Source organism: Neobacillus sp. GCM10023253, from assembly GCF_042653105.1.
Classification (GTDB): Bacteria; Bacillota; Bacilli; order Bacillales; family Cytobacillaceae; genus Neobacillus; species Neobacillus citreus.
In genome coordinates this window covers 763,931-784,829 of record NZ_JBHSHV010000003.1, presented here as the reverse complement: position 1 = coordinate 784,829, position 20,899 = coordinate 763,931, and the positions used below count along the sequence as shown (strand labels likewise).

Sequence of the window (20,899 nt, the reverse complement as noted above, 5' to 3'; positions counted from 1 at the left end):
AAAGTAATGGGGTGCAGGCAAAATGGATAACAACACAATCCAGGATTTAATTGACCGCTATGTAAACATTTCCTTTCAGGTACATAAAAAGGCGGAAGCCTTAATTAAAAATCAACTTGGAAATGAATTGACCAATGACCAGCACTACATCTTAAGGTATATCCACCAGACAGGAGAATGTACCTCAACGGAATTGGCCGAAGTGTTTCAGGTCAATAAAAGTGCAATAACAGCCATCATCACTCGAATGACGGATAGAGGCTTGATACAAAGAACTAGGGACGAAAAAGATCGCAGAGTGGTTTATTTAACACTAACAAAAGAAGGCATCGAACTGTTTCAAAGTGCCCAGGAAAAGGTCCATCAATTAGTTGAGTCTATCATTACCCAGTTCGATGAAACCGAAATCACAACTTTTATTAACACGTATGAAAAATTAGCACAAATTTTAGACAACAAGAAACAGGAAGAACTGGGGGAATAACAAGTGAGAGCCATCATTAAGGGGAAATGGTTTATCTTAATCGCTTGGATTGCAGTCATCGCTGCGCTTTTTATGGCTGCGCCAAATATGGAAAATCTCGTTCGAGAGAAAGGACAAATTTCCGTTCCAGAAGGCTACCCCTCCACCCTTGCCGAAAAAATTCTCAAGGATGTTCAATCAAGTGAAAATAAGGGTAATTCCCTGCAAACGGCGCTTGTCTTCCATAGTGAAAAAAAATTAACGACGGACGACTTCGCTGATGCTGAAAAAGCTGTCAAAGAACTAGAAAGAAGTAAGGAGACGCTCGGAATCACTGAAATCCTCACCCATTTCACTCAAGAGGAACTGAAGGACCAGCTGGTTTCAAAGGACGGCAAAACAATCCTAGTTTCCATTAAAGTGACTTCGAATAATAGAGAAGCAAAGGAAATTGTCAAAGAATTAAATAAAGCGATTGATGATGTCAAACTTGATCATTACTATACAGGCGGCTGGGTGATTGGCGAGGACCTCGTCACAAACTCTCAGGAAGGACTGAAAAAAACCGAAGGCATAACGGTAGTTTTCATTTTAGCCGTGCTGCTGCTTGTCTTCAGATCAGCAGTGGCCCCTATTATTCCTTTGATAACGGTAGGATTTAGCTATCTGACAGCTCAATCCATTGTTGCTATTTTAGTAGATAAATTGAACTTTCCATTATCAACCTTCACACAGATTTTCTTGGTTGCCGTCCTCTTCGGGATTGGAACGGATTATTGCATCCTGCTCTTAAGCCGCTTTAAAGAGGAATTGTCTGCGGGTGAAAATGTTACAGAGGCCATCGTTAAAACATACAAAACAGCTGGAAAAACGGTCTTTTTTAGCGGTGTCGCTGTTTTAATCGGATTTGCTTCGATAGGTTTATCCACCTTCCAGCTATACAAATCCGCCGCTGCTGTGGCCGTTGGAGTAGCGATTTTATTAATCGCACTCATCACGGTGGTGCCATTTTTCATGGCAGTCCTTGGAAAAAAATTGTTTTGGCCGGCAAAAGGCAAGCTTGAGCATGGCGATAGTAAGCTATGGGGTGTAATGGGGAACTTTGCCCTGAAACGTCCATTGATTGCGTTTATTCTTGTTGCCATTATCGCAATACCTTTCTTATTCACGTATAAGGATCAATTATCATTTAATTCGCTTGAAGAAATTAGCGATGAATATCCATCTATTAAGGGTTTTAATTTAATTGCGGATTCATTCGGTCCTGGTGAATCTATGCCGACACAAATTGTCATTAAAAATGACGATAAAATGAACACTACGGAATATTTGTCAATTACCGAAAAAATCAGCCAAGAACTCAAAAAAGTAAATGATGTCAAAACCGTCCGTTCTGTCACCCGCCCGACCGGCAAACCAATTGACGATTTTTATATTTCCAAGCAGGTGGCAAGCCTTGAGGACGGACTTGGCAAAGGAAATGACGGGATTAAACAAATCAGCGGCGGGCTATCTGAAGCAAGCAGCCAGATGGCAGCTAATCAGCCAAAAATGGAGCAGGCAACAGCTGGAATCAGCCAATTAATCTATGGCACGAATGAAATCAAAACGAATCTGGCCAAGGTTCAAAGCGGCCTTTCAGATATCGAAACTGGACTTAAACAAGGTTCTTTAGGTTCAACACAAATAAAAGAAGGCTTAACCCAAATCAAAATTAATTCTCAAAAAGCTTTAGATGGAAGCAAACAATTACTTGCAGGCTATCAACAAACAGAAACTGGGCTGGGCACCCTACTAAGCAATTATCAAAAAACGGCCGCTGGGTTGGAATTACTAAGCAGCAGCCTTAATTTGCAAGCTAATTTTAATCAGTTGGAAACGGAATATCCGATTGTCCAGAATAGTCAAGACTACCAAACTATTAAGGCAACAATTGAAGGCATTCCAGGTAAGCCGGATGCCCCTGGAGCCTATGCGGCAGCACAGCAGCTAGCTGCAGGCTTGAATCAACTTAACGCAGGCCTCAAAGAAGCACAAAACGGTCTTAATACGGCCAATAGCGAATTTGCGAAACTGATTTCCGGACAAGAACAATTAATCAGAGGTATGGAACAGCTCCTTCCGGGAATTACGGCACTTGAGTCTGGTTTATATCAAATGGAAGACGGCCAGGGACAAATCGTCGCAAACATGCCGAAGTTTACAGGCGGTCTGGATGGCATCAATGATGGCCAGCAGGAACTGCTTTCCGGGTTTGAAAATATCGGCAGCCAAATTAACCAGCTTTCAGACGGGTTAAATCAAAGTGCCGATGTATTAAACCAAGTCTCAAATGGGCTGGTAAGTGCCCAAGATTATTTGGCCGATGTATCCGAGCAGCAGCAAAATGGTTTTTATATCCCCCAGGATGTTTTGGACAGCAATGATTTTTCAAAAGTGCTGAATGCCTATATGTCAAAGGATCGCAAGGTCATGACGATTGATGTTGTCTTTAATAAGAATCCATACTCTAATGAGGCGATAAACAGAATACCAGTCATAAAGGAAGCTGTAAAACGTGCTGTTAAAGACACCAAGCTTGAAAATGCAAAGGTTGCAATTGGCGGTGTATCAAGCATGCACCATGATTTGGATACCATTTCCAAAGGCGACTATTCCAGAACCGTTATTTTAATGCTTGCAGGAATCGGAATCATCCTGATCATCCTGCTCCGTTCATTGATAATGCCAATTTACCTAATCGGCTCTTTGGTCTTAACCTACTATACATCAATGTCAATCTCTGAATATATTTTTGTAAACTGGCTAGGATACACAGGAATCAGCTGGGCTGTACCATTCTTTGCCTTCGTTATTCTCGTTGCGCTTGGAATCGACTACAGTATTTTCTTAATGGATCGCTTTAACGAGTATCGTGATTTACCTGTTGAAAAAGCCATTCTTGAATCAATGAAGAAGATGGGGACAGTCATCGTTTCAGCAGCTGTCATCTTAGGCGGAACGTTCGCAGCGATGATGCCTTCCGGTGTTTTATCATTACTAGAGATTGCTACGATTCTATTAATTGGTCTTGCCTTATACGCCCTAGTGGTTCTTCCACTGTTTGTACCAGTTATGGTGCGCACCTTTGGAGAAGCCAACTGGTGGCCATTTAGAAAATGACGCCAATGTACTATCATACGAACGAAAAAGCACGCTGAATCCAGCGTGCTTTCTTTATTATTTCATTTTATCAAGGCTGACATCGAAAACAAAAATTAAGAAGAAGCTGAAGATTACAGAAATAAATAATGCCAGCAGTGGTTTGGAGTAATGAATTCTCAGTACTAGGAACATGACAATAACAAATATGCCTGACCAAAATAAATTCCAATTATGATGATAAGTGATTGCCCCTATTTTTATTGACACATATTCGAGCACGAGGAACATCACTACATAAAAACCGATATACATTGCTTGAATCGATAATTTTTTCCCAAAAGGGTATTTTGATAAAAAAATCCATGTAGACAAGGGCATTCCTATTAATATAAGTAACATCATCGGAATGATGGCTGCCGGCAATCCATTCGGTTCCATCTGCCAAAGCTGATATTTATAGCAAATAATTTCGTATAATGCATTCCCTAGTGAGGAAAATAAAATAGTGGGATAATATTGTTTCCATTCCCTATCTGCCACTTTAAAAGCAGCAATTATCCAAAGAATCGAATAGATAATGGCAATCATAAAATCTCTCCTTCAGATTTTATAATCCCAGTAAATGTAAATTTTTATCCCCCCTCAAAATTTTTCTTCATGGTATTCTTTATATTTCAAAATGAAACTTTTCTAGACTTGGTCCGTAAATATACTTATGATCTTATATTAGGAATTTCCCCACGATTAAAAAATAGAGATAAAAAGAGTGAAATAATAAGGAGTGAAAAATGTGGGTGTTACATTAAGCAAAGGTCAAAAAGTGGATTTAACCAAATCTCACCCAGGCCTTCAAAAAGTTGTTGTGGGATTAGGTTGGAATATCAATCAAAACGGATCGAATTTTGATTTGGATGCATCCGCTTTTTTATTAGGTCCATCAGGAAAAGTACAAGGCGATCAGGATTTTGTTTTTTACAATAATCCATCCGGAGGGAATGGAGCCATTATTTATAGCGGCGATAATCGGATTGGCTCCGGCGTTAAGGACGACGAACAAATACGAATTGATTTAAACCGGGTACCGGCTCACATCCACCGTATCGCCTTTACCATTACAATTCATGATGCCCAGGCGAAGCGACAAAGTTTTGGACAAGTATCAGATTCCTATGTTCGAATATTTAATGAGGAAAACAATGAAGAATTATTGAGATTTAGTCTAGGTAGGGATTTTACAGTTGAAACCGCGATTGTCGCAGCGGAAATATATCGTCATAACGGAGAATGGAAATTTAATGCCATTGGCAGCGGATTTCAAGGCGGATTAGCGGCCCTTTGTGGAAATTTTGGGGTAACAGTTGATGATGCCCCTGTCAATTCGTCCTTTTCTGCTCCAGTTCAGCAGTCTGACCGCCAGTCCGGGAATTCAGTTCAACCAGGCTCACCCAATCAGTTTGCGGGAAATCCTTATCAAAGTCAGAGCAATAATTCTTATCAAACGCAGTCCTTTTCCCCGCAGAACGGGAGCCAAAATTATAATAATTATGATCCGTACCGCCAAAGTCAAAATCAATATGATCCATACCCGCAAAGCCAAAATACATCCCAGCAGCCGATCCATCTTCAGCCGGATTCTGCACAGCGACAACCTGCTTTTGGCTTTCCGTCTCAAACATTCCCTTCTTCAACAAACTCGCGGTCTACATATGGGGGCGATGATATCGTTTGCCCACGTTGTCATTCTTCAAATGTACGTACCGGCAAAAAAGGGTTTGGTTTGGGCAAAGCGGCAATTGGTGGCTTAATTCTTGGTCCTGTCGGTTTGCTAGGCGGATTTATTGGACATAACCAATTAAAATTCACCTGCAATAGCTGTGGTAGTAATTGGTCCCCTTCGCAAACAGACTACGCGGAATGGGCAAACACGCAAAAAAGACGAGCCCAGGAATTATTTAATCGCTACAAGAGTCAGGATGTATTAGATGCCGTCGTTGCCGCTTGTGCATTGGTAGCCATGGCAGATGGTTATTTAGATGCTTCTGAACGGCAAAAGATGGTCGATTTTGTTAATCAAAGTGAAGAATTGCGGGTATTTGATACCACCAAAGTCATTCAAAGATTCAACTTTTTCGTCTCCAGGATTGAAAATGACCGAATGCTTGGCCGTGCCGAAGCATTACGGGCACTTGGGAAAATTCGCACCAAACCGGAAATTGCCCGCCTGGTCGCCCGCTATTGCATTGCCATCGGCTATGCTGATGGGAACTTTGATCATAATGAAAAGCAGATGGTCGTTGATATCTGCCACGAACTCGGGTTAAACCCAGCTGAGTTTTTATCGTAAGAGTGAAAAAAAGCCTCTGCACTTTGGGATTTGGCAGAGGCTTTTCTCTATTTATTTTTCCAAACTCGCTTATTCTCGACTCGTTTTGTAAAACCTTTTGCATCTAGCTTTTCCAAGAACGGAATCATGTACTTGCGTGAAAGGTCAAGGACCTCTTTCGCTTCACCCACTTCAAATTCGGGCCCTGTAGCATTTTGAAGTTTATGAACGGCTTCTTTAAAAACATCTCCATGATAAGTAAACTGATCATCGAGCAACACAATCAACTCTTGGTCTTCTAGGAATCTTCGTAAATCCCCTTCCAGAGAATCCGGAATGCCTGCATCCGATAAATAGTCTTTTAAATAGCGAACTTTTAACTCATCCTTTTTCAATTCAGCAAGCAGATTTTCCGTCCGTTTTGCCCAGTTTTTTGGAACATGCGGTGAAAACTCAGCCAGCGAGACAAACTGTTCCCTCCGGTTAAATACCTTTTTAGAAATAGCATTTTCTACTACATAATCAAGAAGAGATTTTGAGAATTTTTTTTGCATCGATTGTAGAATTTCAGCTTTATTGACACCTTGTTTCATTGGATTTATATGATGATAATCCTGCAGTTTGTCATAAATATCTTCCTCGATAGACTGGATTAACTGTTGTAATGTATATTCCTTTCCATTAAAAAGAACAAATTCATCATCCTGGAGATGCTCTGATAAGGTTTCTTCGTCCAAGGCAGTCCGTTTGATTAATTCTGGTAATGAGAGGCTTTTCGCTTCCAACAGAGCGGCTGTTATCCGTTCTTTAGGCGTGCCAACTTTTTTCTTCTCTAGTTCCCCTATCGTTTGCTCTCCAAAGCGATACTTATTTCCCCTAGGATCAATAACCCAGCCGCCGCCAATCGTTTCTGTCGGGCTTGGCCGTCTTAAGATGAAACGATCACCGCGTTTGGTAAGGATTTCTTCCTCAAGTCTCAGCTGGCAAAGGATTTCACCGTTCTCTTCTTTGATTTCATTTCGGTCAAAAAAGACAATCCGTCCCATTACTTCAGCTGTCCCAATATGCAGTTTAATCGGCATCCGCTGCTTGATTAAATGCTCCAATTCCTCTACTACACGAATGGCGACATCTATTATTCTGGTTACAATAAAATGCTCCGAGGAAACAAGAACTTCACCGCGTTCCAAATCCTCTTTTGAGACTCCTGACAGGTTAATTGCCGCACGTTGTCCGGCGTAAGCTCTCTGGGAAGGTTTGTGATGAACTTGAATCTGCCGGGCTCGGACCTCCAGCCCTTTAGGCATGATTTTTAAAGCCTGCCCCTCTTCCACCGTGCCTTCATAAACCGTGCCGCGGACAACTGTCCCCTGCCCTTTCACAGTAAACACCTGGTCAATCGGCAGGCGGAACGCTCCTTTGGCATCGCGCATCTCTTGTTCCTTGAGCTTTTTAATGATTAACTGTTTTATTTCTTCAATTCCTTTTTTGGATAAACTGTCAATTAAAACAAATGGTGCATCCTCAAATACAGTGCCTTGCAGTTCTGCTAAAATATCATCCTGTACAAGTTCAATAAATTCTTCATCGACACGGTCTATTTTTGTAATAGCGACGATTCCGTTTTTGACACCAAGAAACTTTAGGATTTCGAGGTGTTCTTTGGTTTGCGGCATGACGCCTTCATCCGCCGCCACAACCAGCACGACTAGATCAATTCCAGCCACACCGGCAATCATTTGGCGAATGAAGCGTTCGTGCCCTGGTACATCGATAACGGATATTTGGATTTCTTCATCTTCATATAACGGTGCAAATCCAAGTTCAATCGAGATTTGCCGTTCTTTTTCTTCTTTTAATCGGTCTGTATCAACATTGGTCAAGGCCTTCGTTAGGGATGTTTTCCCATGGTCAATATGCCCCGCCATTCCAATCGTAAAATATCTCTTTTCCAAGCTTGCCACCTTCTTTAACGGTCTTCTTCTCTACTGTAGCCTTTATATGGGGATTGTTCAAGCGAACTTTATTAGACAAGTATTAATATGTCTTAAATTGAAAGTAATGCCCCAACCGCACCACAGTACTCCCCATTTTTTAAAAACGTTGGCTGCAATCCAAGCATCTTCATATAGGTCTCAAGAATCTCTGTCAAAAACGGATTTCCTATCAATGAACTCCCGATGAACACGATTTCTTTCACCTTATGTTTGGCTGCAGCCTGCAGCGTTAATAACATGATCGTTTCCCCAATCATATTAGTCAAAGCAGCCATCCTGTCTGCATTGGTATGCTTAACATTCAAGCCTTTCGCAAAATTAGCCGCAGTAAGGTCACCGTTAATTGGAGGCTTGTCGGACTCATATATATCCTTTACTAGCAAATCAAGATTTTCCTTCTGTCCTTTTGCCGCCAATGTGGTTAATTGCTGAAAGCCCGACTCATTGGTTAGAATGGTGCCAAGCCCCATGAATGTTCCACCACCAACCCCACTGCCGAGTATACGTTCATACCTTTCCCCCTCCACCAAATGCCAGGAAGTTCCTGTCCCTACGTTAACAATGATATATGGATCCGGCATTTTCTTTCCCTCTTCAAGTAAAAATAGCCTGACCCCTTCACAGGTTGCCTGAAACTCAGGAACAATCGTGCCGTTCGGGAAAAATTCCCCTTGCAAAATATGAGCCTTTCCGCCTGTTAACGCAGCCATTACATTCGGGGCGACCGCTTTTAACCAGGAAATAGCTGACTCTAATTCACCGATTGGATATTTTTTATAATGCATTACACCACGTTCTTGAAAAGCAATTTTTATTAATGAACCGCCTGCATCGATTCCCACCTTTTGTACCGTCAATCCTATCACCCCTTCAAGAAATACAATTATTTAATTCATTTTAAAAGGATATCAACCCGCCATGTCAAATCCTATATGTATCAAGACTAGGAGGACCAAAAATGATTAAACTAGTGAAGGTTTTAAAGAAAGAAGAACAAATCCTGCATAATCTCATGCAATTTTATATTTACGAATTCAGCCAATTTATACCTGCTATCACTCTGGAGGAAAATGGCGCTTATAAGCCCTTTAATTTAACGCCATATTGGAACAGTCCTAGCCATCATCCTTTTTTTATAAAAAAAGATGAAGAATTCATAGGCTTTGCTTTAGTAGAAAGTGCCACAGAATCGGAACCAAATACCATTCTAGAATTCTTTATCATTCGCAAATATTCAGGGAACGGCTTTGGAAAATTAGCCGCAAATGATATTTTCACTCTTTTCCCTGGGAAGTGGCGAGTCACTCAAATCGAGAAGAACGAACCGGCCAAGGCTTTTTGGAGGAGTACCATTTCAAAATTCACTGGAGGTAGATTCAACGAAACTATTGATGAAAGAAGATGTACTATACAAGAGTTCGTAACAGTTTGATAAAGGGGTGCCTTTTAGACACCCCTCCTTAAATTCTTCTGTTATGGTCTTCTTTTTTCAAAATGACTAATGAAAAAGCCTGGTGCTACCTCCATATCCACCACCAATTTGAAGCCATTTTTTTGATATAAATTTTTGGCAGGTTGATTGTCTTTACCAGTGGAAACCTTAAATACCTGTATATTCTGATCGATGTCCTCAACGGCATTTAAAAGTTTCTTGGCAATTCCCTTTCTGAAGTGTTTAGGGTCGACTACCATTCGGCAAATCGTCAGTTCTTTGCCTTCGATTTCATAAGAAACTGCTCCAGCAAGTTCCCCCATTTCAAAAAAGCCTAGAAAAAATTCACCGGAATTCAGAAATTCTTCAAAGCTCTCCTTTAGAGGCGGGATATCTTCAAAGCCTACTATTCTAGCTTCCACTAGATAAGCGGCCCTTTGCAGGTTATATAGGTCCTTAGCTGCACTTAAATTTTTCATGTCTATTATTTGTATCATAAAGTTAATTCCTTTTAGTAATTTTCTATTTTAATTTCAGCATAAACTGGCGATCGCCTATTCATTATGAGAAAGATGTTCAACCCGATTATAAGCTTTAATGATCCAGCCATTTTCCTCAAAATGAATATCATTAAGACAAGCGTTATCAATCCTCGACTTTCCGTAGCCTAATTCCCCATCTGACAAATGGGCGAGAATGGCATTGATAACGGCGCCGTGGGCGACTAGCAAAACGTTTTTATCCTCGTAGTTGTGTTTAATTTTTTCCAGTCCTCCGATAAGACGTTTAATCAGGGCATCTGCACTTTCTTGATTCGTATAATTTCTGTCAGGGAAAGCAGTCCTAATTTCTTCAATTGTCATTCCTTCTGCGTCACCAAAGGACTTTTCCTTAAAATCGTCCATCACAACTAAAGGAACATTTATATAAGTATTGATAATTTCCGCTGTCTTTTTTGCTCGTTGTAATGGACTGGTTATAATAACATCCCATTGTGAATTTTTTAGGTATTCTCCACTTTCCTCGGCCTGCTTGATCCCTTTCGCGTTTAAGGGGATATCCGATCTTCCTTGTAGTCTTCCTATAGCGTTCCATTCAGTTTCCCCGTGTCGTACGATGCAAATCTTCGTAATGTTAATCCTCACCTTTCAATCATTAATGGGAACTCTTGCTTTAAGCGGCCACTTCTTTAATCCATTCATTTGTTTATTTATATATAGTTTAAAAATCAATTGCTTATACAATTTAACCTTCCAAACTTAGCCACCGCAATCTAATTATATTTTCCTTCAAATTTTTATAATTGTAAATTTCCTGAAGTCATTCAAATGTAAATTGGACTGCTTTTTTACCAATTATAAATACACCTCAAGTCTTAGTTGAAAATAAACCCCTGGTACATCGTGGAAAATCAAAGGATTTCTTATGCTATATATAGAAGATGTATGAAAGATAAGGGGATGGAAATGATGAAGAGAATTTTAATACTACTATTGGTTATAACCGGCTTATATATTGTTTTTAACCAATCCTACACATTCGATGTATTTGGTTCAGGTAAAAATGATGGGCAAGTTGCCATTACCAATGATACGAAGGTGATCAAGGTAGATGTGGGCAGTGTCAAGACAACCATTATTCCTGAAGACCGGAAAGATTTAAAGGCGGTTTATGAAGGCAAACAAAAGCTGACTGTTAATGACAATGGGGATGCTGTAGAGGTTTCGCTAAAGAGCAAATGGTTTACATGGTTCAATTGGGGAAATAACAAAAGCAACCTAAAAATCTACATTCCGGAGGAATACAATAGAGATATGACCATTGATCTTGGAGCCGGATATTTAACTTTTTCCGGGGAATCCAAAACTAAACCAATGCAATTACAAAAATTAACTGTTGATATCGGATCTGGATATATAAAGCTTAACAATCTCGATGTGAAAGAGCTTAATCAGGGCGTCTCATCAGGAAAGGCAGACATCAATTTTGTTAAAGCTGATAAAGGTATATTTGATCTCAGTTCTGGAGTTCTCGACATTAAGCATTATTCTGGTGCATTAGCTGCCGACGTCAGCTCGGGGAAGCTGGCGGTTCAAGTTGATAAATTAAGGGATTCCGTCAAAATGGATGTCAGCTCAGGTTTAGTTAATCTTGACCTGCCGGATGATGCTGATTTTAAATTAGATGGCGGGTTTAGCAGCGGCTTGATTAAATGCGACTTGCAATTGAAAGAAAAAGTCCAGGATAAAGACAGCATCAATGGTACACATGGGTCTGGAAAGCATGCTGTTGATTTTGATGTTTCAAGCGGGATCATTCATATATATTAATCACTCTATGTATATGGTTTCCTAACCTTCTAAAAAAGCGGCGCTTGTTAATGAGTGCCGCTTTTTGAATGGTAGTATTCTGCAGCAACCTTCCAATCCTCCAAAAACACTGACCAAAGATTAGGACGGCGCCTGACTGCTAAGGGATGATAGCCGACGGCAGTAGGGTAACCCTTAATTTCATGAATGGCACCACGAAGCAATTTTACCTCTGCTTCCGGATTGCCGAAAAAGGATTGAACCGCTACGTTTCCAAAGCAAAGAATCAACTTAGGCTGCTTTTCCTCCAGCTGCTGCTTTAGATGAATCATGCATGTTTCACGCGTATGTTCTTTGTCATAGGCTCTTACCGGTTTTCTTTTTAAAATAAAGGTCACGTACAAATCGTCCATGGTGAAACCAACATGATGGGCAGCCTTTTGAAGAGTTTGCCTAGTCCCACATACGAATGGATTTCCTTCCCTGTCCTCGCGGGCTCCCGGGTTATCAAGAATTATCATAATCGGGGCTTCCGGGTTCCCCTCTCCCCAAACCATCCGTGAACCATGCTTATCTAAGCCGCACTCACTGCAGTTTTTTAAGTCTTCCGGAGTTGGCTCTTCCGGCCACAATATTGGACAAAAGTCTGACATGTTATCCCTCCAGCCATTTTAAAAACTAATGGTAGTTTAACCTTTTTCCATTTATATAAATACGAAAAATAGCGAGTGGGTTTCCCCACTCGCTTTTGGTTAATTCGTAAACACAAACTCCGTCCGACTCCCGGCTTGCCCCGCGATAACCTCAAGTCTTGCATCAATTCGTTCCTTTAATTCCGGAACGTGCGAAATGATTCCGACCAAGCGCCCGCTGCTTTGGATATCCATTAACGCTTCAATCGCCTGTTCAAGTGATTCAGGGTCTAGTGTACCGAATCCTTCATCGATAAACATGGTTTCGAGCGAAACCCCGCCGGCATAGTTTTGTACCACATCTGCCAGACCAAGCGCAAGTGACAAGGAAGCCTTAAAGCTTTCTCCGCCTGATAATGTTTTAACGTGGCGTTCCTGGCCTGTGTATTGGTCAAATACCAGCAATTCCAAGCCGCTTTGGGCATTCCCTTTAGCACGGTCTGTTTTTCGCAGCAACTGGAAACGGCCTGACGTCATTTTCTTCAATCTGTGATTAGCTTCTTGTAAAATATCATCCAAGAAAGCTGCCAACACATACCGTTCAAAGGTAATCCGAAAGCTATTCTGGCCCTTCGTAATCTCGTAAAGATGTCCAATCAGCTTATACCGTTCCTCAAGGACCTTCATATTTTCATTTAATTTTTCCACACGGTTGAAGATTTCTTCGTTATCCCGTTTTTTCACAAAAAGGTCCGTATAATTGCGGTTTAACGCCGCTATTTCACTGTCAATGATCGCAAGCTCATTTTTAAGCCCGTCCACATCTGGAGTTTTCACATTCATTAATTTTTCCGTTAATTCATTCAATCGGTCGGAAACAGAACGTAATTCCTCCCTAAACCCGCGAATCTCTGCTTCAAGGCCGCGAATCACAGCTTCAGAAAGTTTTGACGCATGATAGACATTATAGTTTTCAAAGCCCTGTTCCACCAATTTATTCTTAAAAATCTCACGTTCAGTGGTTAATTCCTGCTGTTTAGAATCAAAGTGCTTTTCGGCGTCCTGCAATCTTGCAGATTCGGCAGCAAGCTTTGCATTTACGGATTGCAAATGCCGTTGTGCCTCTTCTAACTGTTTAATTAGCGCATCATAGCGGTTTTTAGAGATGGTGAGTGCTTTTTCATACGCTGATTCAGAACGGAGATTCTCCGGAATTGTATTCATCATTCTAGTCAGAATTGTCTTCTTCTCAGTATATTGAACTGTCAGTTCCGAAACTTCTTGTCCTAATAGTTGAATCGCCTTTTGCAGCTTTTGTTTTTCTAATTCCTGATTCCCCAGATCCCTCTTAACCAAATCGAGCCTATTCATTTTTTCCGCTAATTTTCGTTGCGTTTCCTGCAGACTATTTTTCTCAGCGAGAAGCTCCGATTTCAGAAGTGGTAAATCAGGTTCGGAGAACTCAGCACGGTAACCGCGAATTTCCTTTAGGACTTCCTCTACTGTTTCCCTTTGTGTATTTTCTGCAGACTGACACTGGTAAAGCTTTGCTTCATCAAGAGATTTTTCTTTTTCCCATTTAGCCGCTTGTGCTTTCGCTGCCTTCATGTCTTCTTCACTTGGAACACTTCCATCGTGCAGGACGGCTTTAGCAGGGTGATGTTCAGAACCGCAAACCGGGCAAGCTTCCCCCTTGTGCAATTGTGCGGCTAAAAGAGAAGCCTGTCCATGCAGCCATTTTTGCTCCAGTTCTTCCACAAGGGCCTTTGCATCTTGAAATCTGGCAGCCGTATTTTCATATCGCCCTGTAATTATTTGCAGTTCCTGTTTAGCCTTGTGATGGCGGCCAAGCAAGTTTTCAAATTTGTCAAGACGCTCAAGCTCTGACTGCAGTTTTTCAATCAGCTGTTTATTTTCAACAAATGCCAGCTGGCCTTTTTCAATTTCCTCCTTTTGCTGTTGAAGGAGTTTTAACTGTTGTTCTGTTAATTCAAGATTACGTTCCGTTTTCACCTGGTTGTTTCTTGAGGTTTGCAAGGAGGTTTCTACCTTACCAACCTCTTTCATTAAAGATGCAAATGAATAAACATCCTCTTTCATGTTAACTAACCGGTTTACTTCCTCTTGTACTGATTGCCGGTCTGCTTCTCTTTCGAGTTCCATCTGGAGGCTTATTTCTGACTGTGCCTTGAGGCTAGTTAAATTTCCTACCTCCGCTTTTAGTGTAGCAACATTAGCATTTAATCGATCCAACTCGCTCTTCAAACGATGGCATAACTCTTCCTGTTTGGCTAAAAGGGCCGCTTTTTGGGCACGCTGAACCTGCGTTTCTTTTTCCAAGAACAAATCAACCTGAGATTCCAAAAGAGCCTTCTTTTCCTTCAGTTCTTCCTTCTTTTGCAGCTGTTTAAGCGTCTCTTCTGCTTCAAACAACATGCCTTTAAGAGCATCCTGCTGCTTTACCTTTTCCTTTAACTCTTCAGACAACTGCCCCAATAATTCCCCCATACCGGCAATTTCAGCTGTCAATAACGGCATTATGATGGTGTCATTGTCACTTCCGGCTGCTACATATTCCCGAAGTTCATCATTGGTCACTGCTTGAATCCGACGAATGGCTTCGTTCCTAGCCTGTACTTGGTCTTCAACGGACTTTTTCAGTTCATTCGCTTCCTCTTTCAGCTTATCCTCAACCATTTTATAAAGCTGCGTATGGAACAGCCGCTGCAATATGACTTCCTTATCCTTACTGTCTGATGTTAGCAGCTTGCGGAATTCGCCTTGAGGTATCATTAAGATCTGCCGGAATTGATTGGCATCAATCAGCATGATTTCTTTAATTTTTTCCTCTACATCGTTGATTTTGGAGGCTAACAGCTTTTTCTCCCCTTCGGCGTCCCACATATATAATTCGGCTTTTGCACCAATTGAAGTGTAGCCGTCACCTTTTTCCTTTGGTTTCAACTGCTGAGGCGAGCGGGTAATGGAATAGACCTTGCCCCTTAATGAAAAATCCAGAGAAACCTCGGTCAGCAAATCATCCTTGGCAAATTGACTCCGGAGTTCGGGACCGTTACGATCCTCGCCGCTTGCCTTACCGTAAATGGCATAGCTAATCGCATCGAAAATCGTCGTTTTTCCAGCACCCGTTTTTCCAGATATGACGAACATCGTCCGATTGCCCAGTTCCGTAAAGTCAATCACTTCCGTTTCAGCATAAGGGCCAAATGCTTTAATCGTTAGTTTTAACGGTCTCATCTTGAGCCTGCCCCCTTCAACACTTTATCGATGATTTCTGACATGGCATCTTTTTTATCCACTGTAAATTCAGACGTTGTCATCTCGTTGTAAAATTGTTCAAACAAATCGATTTCCGACTTTTTCTCACTTCGAAGGGCATTGAAGGATTGTTTTTTCTTTAAATCGGTCATCTCAATTTTCCGCTCTAAATGAAGCACGTTCGGGTATACTTGGCGCAGCTTATTAATTGGGTCAATAAGAGCTCCTTCATCTAATAGGTTAATTTTTAAATAGTCTTGGGTCCGTTCTTTTTCATAAAATTGCGGGTCGAGCAGTTGTTCAAGATATCCCTCCATCTCGCGCATATCATGTGATGGAGTAAGAGAACGGTAACGGTGTTCAAAGTTTCCCTTCTCATCCATTTCAATGATGGAAATAGACTTTCTTTGTTTGGCTTCGGAAAAAGAATATTTTAACAGAGAGCCAGAATATTTAACCTTTTCGTGGGTAATCGCATCAGGGCTGTGAAGGTGGCCCAATGCCGTATAAGAAAATGGCTCAAACAATTCTGCGCCGACGCATCCTGAGCCGCCAACGGATAAGATTCGTTCAGAATCGGATTGAACTCCGCCTAATACAAAGGCATGTCCAACCAAAACATTCGGTTCATTCGGGTTTAAAGTTTCTTCGATTTTGCCAATCATCCTCTTCATCGCTTCTTGATGGGAGTGGATGGAGTCATCCTCTAAAAGCTGGCGTACGACCCCAGGCTCTGCGTACGGTACGAGATAAAAGTTTACCCCGTTAATCCGAACTGGATCAAAGCTGTTCGTGAGTTTGCCTGATAAATAAAATTGGCTGTGCTTGTACCATGAACTGCCAAACGAAAGGCGCTCCGCGCTGTCATGATTTCCGGCAATGGCTACAATCGGGGTATTTAATTCAACATTTATTTTAAAAAGGATTTCGTCAAGAAGTTCAACGGCATCGGTAGGAGGAACAGAACGGTCGTAAAGATCACCGGCAATGACAACTGCATCTGGTTTCTCCTCCGCAACTACGTCCACGAATTGGTATAGGACCTCGCGTTGATTTTCCGTCATGTAAACGCCGTGTACCAATTTTCCTAAATGCCAATCAGCGGTATGGATAAATTTCATCTGCATCACTCCATGTTTTAAATACGTTTATACAATACTATTATTATAGCAAAATATATAGCAGGCTTGCCTTGGAAATGGGTTATGTTTTTTGGAAGATGGGGGGATAATATCCATTGTGTGGGGAGACAATAAAAAACAGTCCGGTACAAGTACCAGACTGTTATAGTTAGTTTGATAAAATTACTTCTTAGTTACGTTAGCAGCTTGTGGTCCACGAGCTCCTTCAACTACTTCGAAAGAAACTTCTTGGCCTTCTTCTAAAGTTTTGAAACCTTCAGTTTGGATTGCAGAGTAATGTACGAATACGTCGTTTCCGTCTTCTCCTTCGATGAATCCGAAACCTTTTTCTGAGTTAAACCATTTTACTTTACCGTTTTTCATAAAAAAAAATCCTCCTATTGGCTTGAAAAAAGCCATGTGTAAAATTCACCAAATTACAACGCAGATAGCTTTACTCATTACTTCATCCAAACTTCGGTCAAAACCTTGATCAAGCATATTACATAAATCTAATCTCGTGCAACGGCTGTTTACAATTTATCATTATTTAGTAGGAAAGTCAAGGAAGGGCAAGACGACATAAACCGACATGATTATTGCCAATCCCATGATTTTTTATTATTCTAACAATAATAATTTACTTATTAATCTATCAGATGAGGAAGAAAACAAGAATCATATGTCGTTTTTTGAAGAAAAATATTTAGGCTTTCCTTTCGGAAAAGTCGTGACTGGTTAACTATTTAAATAGGAAAACCGAAGAATTCAATTCTTCGGCGTAACTGCTGGTACTTCTTCCTCTTCTTTAAACTTATCCAATATGGTGATGGTATCGACCAAATGATTGTTGAAAATCTGTCTTGCTACTGCTAACAGGTCGATAATCATAGGATCCTTTAACGTGTAGATAACTTTGTTTCCATCCTTGGTGCCCGATACGATATTTTTCGCTCTTAGTACCTGCAGCTGCTGTGAAACAGCCGAGCCTTCACTGCCCGCAAGTGTCTGTATTTCATTGACACTTTTTTCTCCCTCGGCGAGAATTTCTAAAATACGAATTCTTAATGGATGAGCCAAAGCTTTAAAAAACTCTGCTTTAAATCGCTGCATTTCTAAATTCAATTCATCATCACCTTTACTGTAAAACTAGAAGGTAGCCGTTAATTTCTGTCTGCTTCCCTCTTTTGCCTCTGTACCGGAAAGCTTCTTACATTCTCTAAATGCAAAATGCTTACAGCCTAGGCATTTATTTTGATTTATTTCCTTCAAAGCATATTGAATGGCTTCACCGGTATGAGCAAAGAAATGTTGTTCACCAACAACCTCGTATAACCCCGTCTTTTTCAATACACTTTCCGGCTGCGGATTTATTCCTGATATTAATACTATACCATTTTTGGAAAAGTGGCGTACAATACTTGCCAAATTCGCTTCCCCTGTTGTGTCCATAAATGGAACCCTGCCCATCCGCAGCAACAGAATCTTGGGACGATAATTGATGGTATTCATGATCGTTTCTTCAAATGTAAGGGCTGCACCAAAGAACAGCGGTCCTTCAATATTAAAGATGCTAACCTGCGGACAGTCGTGTGTGTCGGTCACCATCCCAGTTTCCACCTTGGCCCGATTGGTTTGCGGGTTGGGCAGCGCTTTAGCCGTAATCATGACGTCGCTCATCCGTTTGACAAACAGAATGGCTGACATGACCAAACCTACCTCCACCGCCACGGTCAAGTTCACAAAGACTGTTAATACAAATGTGACGACAAGAACAAGAGAGTCCGTTGATTTTGTTTTAAAAATATGGGCAAAAACTTTTTGCTCGCTCATATTCCAAGCAACGACCATTAATATCGGCGCCATGCTGGCAAGTGGAATAAACGAAGCATATGGTGCAAAAAAGATTAACACAAGCAGTACCACAATTCCATGAAAAATCCCTGATAACGGTGAAACTGCTCCATTTTTTATATTTGTTGCTGTCCGGGCAATGGCACCTGTCGCCGGAATCCCGCCAAATAATGGCGTAATCATATTGGCAATACCCTGCCCGACAAGCTCTTTATTGCTGTTGTGACGACCGCCCGTCATCCCATCTGCGACCACGGCAGAAAGAAGCGATTCAATCCCGCCAAGCATGGCTATAATAAAGGCCGGCCTGATCAATTCTAGGATGATATCCATATTTAACTCAGGCACATGCAGAGCGGGCAGCGTACTAGGAATTTGACCATAGGCCGTTCCAATGGTTGCTACCTCACCAGGATAAAACAATGAAGCGGCGGCCGTTGATACGACTAAACCGATTAAAGGCCCCGGAACCTTTGGCGCGATTTTTGGTGTTATGATAATCGTTGCCAAACAGATCAATGCTGTTAAAATACTGAAAATATTCGTAGATCCAAGGTGCACAACAATTTCCTTAATGTTTAAAATAAATTCCTCATGCTTTTTGATGCCCTCTAAACCTAGGAAACTAGCAATCTGTCCTGTAAAAATGGTTACCGCAATACCTGCGGTAAAGCCGATGGTAACAGGCCTTGGGATATATTTAATCAGCGAACCAAGCTTAAATATCCCCATTAAGACAAGGATTACTCCAGCCATAAAACCCGCAATCAGCAGGTTTTCATAGCCATACGTCATGACGATTCCGAACAAAATCGGAATAAACGCACCTGTTGGACCGCCAATTTGATACTTGGAGCCGCCGAATAAGGAGATAAGAATCCCGGCAACAATGGTCGTATAGATTCCATACTCTGGCTTCACTCCGGAAGCAATGGCAAAGGCCATACCAAGGGGGATCGCAATCACCCCGACAATCAACCCTGAGAGCAGATCCTTTGGTACACTCTTTAAAGAATAATGATGGAATCTTTTGTCTGTAAACATACTCACCCTTCTTATCACCTATTTTTGTATATCTGATTATTTGAATATATAATAATAGATAAAAATAATCAATAGTAATTGTTAAATGAAAACTCGTCGATTGGCGAGTCCGATAGGACGAAGACAGAGACGTAGTTGAATTTATGCGTTAAGTATAAAAATTGGAAAAATTTTATACTTATTATCTAAAAAATATACAATTGTTTTCTTTTTTTGTTTATGGTACAATAGCATAGCGATGAGCTGAATTGCATAAGACGAGAAAACATTCCTTTTAGGAGCGCACAATGTGGAGTGTGGTTTTTTCGCCGCAATACGCAAAGACGCCTGAATTTTTCAGGCGTCTTTTTTATTTTGTTTTTATTAAAATTAGCACTTTTTTCCTAATTCCTTTAAAATATATTTGGGAATTTATTTTTATAAGTGGAGGAATCCTTTATGAATAACCACGAAATAGATTACAAAATTTACGGCGATGATATGCAGTTTGTGGAGGTGGAGCTGGACCCGCAGGAAACAGTTGTCGCAGAAGCGGGAAGTTTCATGATGATGGATGACGATATTCAGATGGAGACCATTTTTGGTGATGGTTCTGGAGGTAGTGTCAGCGGCCTAATGGGCAAGCTGTTTTCAGCGGGAAAACGCGTGTTAACAGGTGAAAGCTTATTTATGACAACCTTCACGAATGCAGGTGCAGGTAAACGCCATGTATCCTTCGCTTCCCCTTACCCTGGAAAAATCATTCCGATGGATTTAAGTCAGTTTAACGGCAAAATTGTCTGTCAAAAGGATGCATTTCTCGCAGCGGCAAAAGGAGTTCAGGTCGGCATTGAGTTCCAGCGAAAAATTGGCGTTGGCTTCTTCGGCGGCGAGGGCTTTATCATGCAGAAGCTTGAAGGCGACGGAATGGCGTTTGTTCACGCAGGTGGAATGATCATTAAAAAGGATCTTCTTCCTGGTCAAAGTTTGCGTGTTGACACAGGTTGTTTGGTAGCAATGACTCGTGATGTCCATTATGATATTGAGTTTGTAAAAGGCGTTAAAACGGCATTGTTCGGCGGCGAGGGCTTATTCTTTGCAACATTGCGTGGTCCTGGCTCAGTTTGGATTCAGTCGCTGCCATTCAGCAGGCTGGCAAGCCGGGTATTTGCTGCAGCACCATCACGAGGCGGCGGCAAGGATGAAGGCAGCATCGCCCGCGGTCTTTTTGATATGTTTAATGGCGATTAATTAATCAGTGGAATTGCCTTAATTCAGCAGAAAACGAAAATAAACCGGGCCGCCCAGCCCGGTTTTTGTAT

17 protein-coding genes are annotated in these 20,899 nt (G+C 41.3%); 6 read left to right on the top strand and 11 right to left on the bottom strand.

The window, feature by feature from the left end; genetic code table 11:
* Window positions 1–22 precede the first annotated feature (22 nt).
* Together ACFPA1_RS04155 and ACFPA1_RS04150 are read left to right on the top strand one after the other, a co-directional pair.
* The gene (locus ACFPA1_RS04155) at window positions 23–484 is read left to right on the top strand and encodes a MarR family winged helix-turn-helix transcriptional regulator (RefSeq protein ID WP_213140465.1); all 462 of its coding nucleotides are present in this window, start codon (window positions 23–25) and stop codon (window positions 482–484) included.
* 3 nt (window positions 485–487) lie between these two features.
* A complete protein-coding gene (locus ACFPA1_RS04150) occupies window positions 488–3,625 on the top strand; it encodes an MMPL family transporter (protein ID WP_378581419.1) in 3,138 nt (1,045 codons plus the stop codon).
* 57 nt (window positions 3,626–3,682) lie between these two features.
* Here the strand turns inward: ACFPA1_RS04150 and ACFPA1_RS04145 are convergent, their stop codons facing one another.
* Window positions 3,683–4,195: a CBO0543 family protein gene (locus ACFPA1_RS04145; RefSeq protein WP_378581418.1), complete on the bottom strand. Its 513-nt coding sequence runs from the start codon at window positions 4,193–4,195 to the stop codon at window positions 3,683–3,685.
* A 202-nt stretch (window positions 4,196–4,397) separates the two neighbouring features.
* On the opposite strand from ACFPA1_RS04145, the gene ACFPA1_RS04140 reads away from it, so the two are divergent.
* Window positions 4,398–5,951: a TerD family protein gene (locus ACFPA1_RS04140; RefSeq protein ID WP_378581417.1), complete on the top strand. Its 1,554-nt coding sequence runs from the start codon at window positions 4,398–4,400 to the stop codon at window positions 5,949–5,951.
* Between the two features lie 47 nt (window positions 5,952–5,998).
* Here the strand turns inward: ACFPA1_RS04140 and selB are convergent, their stop codons facing one another.
* The gene (gene selB, locus ACFPA1_RS04135; protein WP_378581416.1) at window positions 5,999–7,885 is read right to left on the bottom strand and encodes a selenocysteine-specific translation elongation factor; all 1,887 of its coding nucleotides are present in this window, start codon (window positions 7,883–7,885) and stop codon (window positions 5,999–6,001) included.
* A gap of 92 nt (window positions 7,886–7,977) precedes the next feature.
* The gene (gene coaW, locus ACFPA1_RS04130) at window positions 7,978–8,793 is read right to left on the bottom strand and encodes a type II pantothenate kinase (protein WP_378581415.1); all 816 of its coding nucleotides are present in this window, start codon (window positions 8,791–8,793) and stop codon (window positions 7,978–7,980) included.
* Window positions 8,794–8,885: 92 nt separating this feature from the next.
* Here coaW and ACFPA1_RS04125 point away from each other — a divergent pair, with 92 nt between their 5' ends.
* Window positions 8,886–9,359 (top strand): GNAT family N-acetyltransferase, encoded by a 474-nt coding sequence (locus ACFPA1_RS04125; RefSeq protein WP_378581414.1) that lies wholly within the window; start codon window positions 8,886–8,888, stop codon window positions 9,357–9,359.
* 41 nt (window positions 9,360–9,400) lie between these two features.
* On the opposite strand, the gene ACFPA1_RS04120 is transcribed toward ACFPA1_RS04125, so the two are convergent.
* The gene (locus ACFPA1_RS04120; protein ID WP_378581413.1) at window positions 9,401–9,856 is read right to left on the bottom strand and encodes a GNAT family N-acetyltransferase; all 456 of its coding nucleotides are present in this window, start codon (window positions 9,854–9,856) and stop codon (window positions 9,401–9,403) included.
* Between the two features lie 57 nt (window positions 9,857–9,913).
* The gene (locus ACFPA1_RS04115; protein ID WP_378581857.1) at window positions 9,914–10,492 is read right to left on the bottom strand and encodes a histidine phosphatase family protein; all 579 of its coding nucleotides are present in this window, start codon (window positions 10,490–10,492) and stop codon (window positions 9,914–9,916) included.
* Window positions 10,493–10,825: 333 nt separating this feature from the next.
* On the opposite strand from ACFPA1_RS04115, the gene ACFPA1_RS04110 reads away from it, so the two are divergent.
* Window positions 10,826–11,689, top strand: coding sequence for a DUF4097 family beta strand repeat-containing protein (locus ACFPA1_RS04110; protein WP_378581411.1), 864 nt, complete (start codon window positions 10,826–10,828; stop codon window positions 11,687–11,689).
* A 47-nt stretch (window positions 11,690–11,736) separates the two neighbouring features.
* On the opposite strand, the gene ACFPA1_RS04105 is transcribed toward ACFPA1_RS04110, so the two are convergent.
* From ACFPA1_RS04105 to ACFPA1_RS04080, 6 genes are all read right to left on the bottom strand, one after another.
* The gene (locus tag ACFPA1_RS04105) at window positions 11,737–12,321 is read right to left on the bottom strand and encodes a uracil-DNA glycosylase (protein WP_378581409.1); all 585 of its coding nucleotides are present in this window, start codon (window positions 12,319–12,321) and stop codon (window positions 11,737–11,739) included.
* 99 nt (window positions 12,322–12,420) lie between these two features.
* Complete coding sequence (locus tag ACFPA1_RS04100; protein WP_378581407.1) at window positions 12,421–15,558, bottom strand: AAA family ATPase; 3,138 nt, start codon at window positions 15,556–15,558, stop codon at window positions 12,421–12,423.
* Window positions 15,555–16,700: an exonuclease SbcCD subunit D gene (locus ACFPA1_RS04095; protein WP_378581405.1), complete on the bottom strand. Its 1,146-nt coding sequence runs from the start codon at window positions 16,698–16,700 to the stop codon at window positions 15,555–15,557. Before ACFPA1_RS04095 ends, ACFPA1_RS04100 begins: the two co-directional genes overlap by 4 nt.
* A gap of 183 nt (window positions 16,701–16,883) precedes the next feature.
* Window positions 16,884–17,084, bottom strand: coding sequence for a cold-shock protein (locus ACFPA1_RS04090; RefSeq protein ID WP_042463935.1), 201 nt, complete (start codon window positions 17,082–17,084; stop codon window positions 16,884–16,886).
* A 384-nt stretch (window positions 17,085–17,468) separates the two neighbouring features.
* A complete protein-coding gene (locus ACFPA1_RS04085) occupies window positions 17,469–17,825 on the bottom strand; it encodes an ArsR/SmtB family transcription factor (protein WP_213140476.1) in 357 nt (118 codons plus the stop codon).
* A 24-nt stretch (window positions 17,826–17,849) separates the two neighbouring features.
* On the bottom strand, window positions 17,850–19,598 hold the full coding sequence (locus ACFPA1_RS04080; RefSeq protein WP_378581856.1) for a SulP family inorganic anion transporter: 1,749 nt from the start codon (window positions 19,596–19,598) through the stop codon (window positions 17,850–17,852).
* 438 nt (window positions 19,599–20,036) lie between these two features.
* Between ACFPA1_RS04080 and ACFPA1_RS04075 the strand changes: the two genes are divergently transcribed.
* Window positions 20,037–20,828, top strand: coding sequence for a TIGR00266 family protein (locus ACFPA1_RS04075; protein WP_378581402.1), 792 nt, complete (start codon window positions 20,037–20,039; stop codon window positions 20,826–20,828).
* Window positions 20,829–20,899 lie beyond the last annotated feature (71 nt).

Coding starts and splice junctions, on each gene's coding strand:
- ACFPA1_RS04155 (WP_213140465.1), top strand. CDS start 23: ATGGATAACAACACAATCCAGGATTTAATTGACCGCTATGTAAACATT.
- ACFPA1_RS04145 (WP_378581418.1), bottom strand. CDS start 4,195: ATGATTGCCATTATCTATTCGATTCTTTGGATAATTGCTGCTTTTAAA.
- ACFPA1_RS04125 (WP_378581414.1), top strand. CDS start 8,886: ATGATTAAACTAGTGAAGGTTTTAAAGAAAGAAGAACAAATCCTGCAT.
- ACFPA1_RS04120 (WP_378581413.1), bottom strand. CDS start 9,856: ATGATACAAATAATAGACATGAAAAATTTAAGTGCAGCTAAGGACCTA.
- ACFPA1_RS04110 (WP_378581411.1), top strand. CDS start 10,826: ATGATGAAGAGAATTTTAATACTACTATTGGTTATAACCGGCTTATAT.
- ACFPA1_RS04105 (WP_378581409.1), bottom strand. CDS start 12,321: ATGTCAGACTTTTGTCCAATATTGTGGCCGGAAGAGCCAACTCCGGAA.
- ACFPA1_RS04100 (WP_378581407.1), bottom strand. CDS start 15,558: ATGAGACCGTTAAAACTAACGATTAAAGCATTTGGCCCTTATGCTGAA.
- ACFPA1_RS04095 (WP_378581405.1), bottom strand. CDS start 16,700: ATGAAATTTATCCATACCGCTGATTGGCATTTAGGAAAATTGGTACAC.
- ACFPA1_RS04090 (WP_042463935.1), bottom strand. CDS start 17,084: ATGAAAAACGGTAAAGTAAAATGGTTTAACTCAGAAAAAGGTTTCGGA.
- ACFPA1_RS04080 (WP_378581856.1), bottom strand. CDS start 19,598: ATGTTTACAGACAAAAGATTCCATCATTATTCTTTAAAGAGTGTACCA.
- ACFPA1_RS04075 (WP_378581402.1), top strand. CDS start 20,037: ATGAATAACCACGAAATAGATTACAAAATTTACGGCGATGATATGCAG.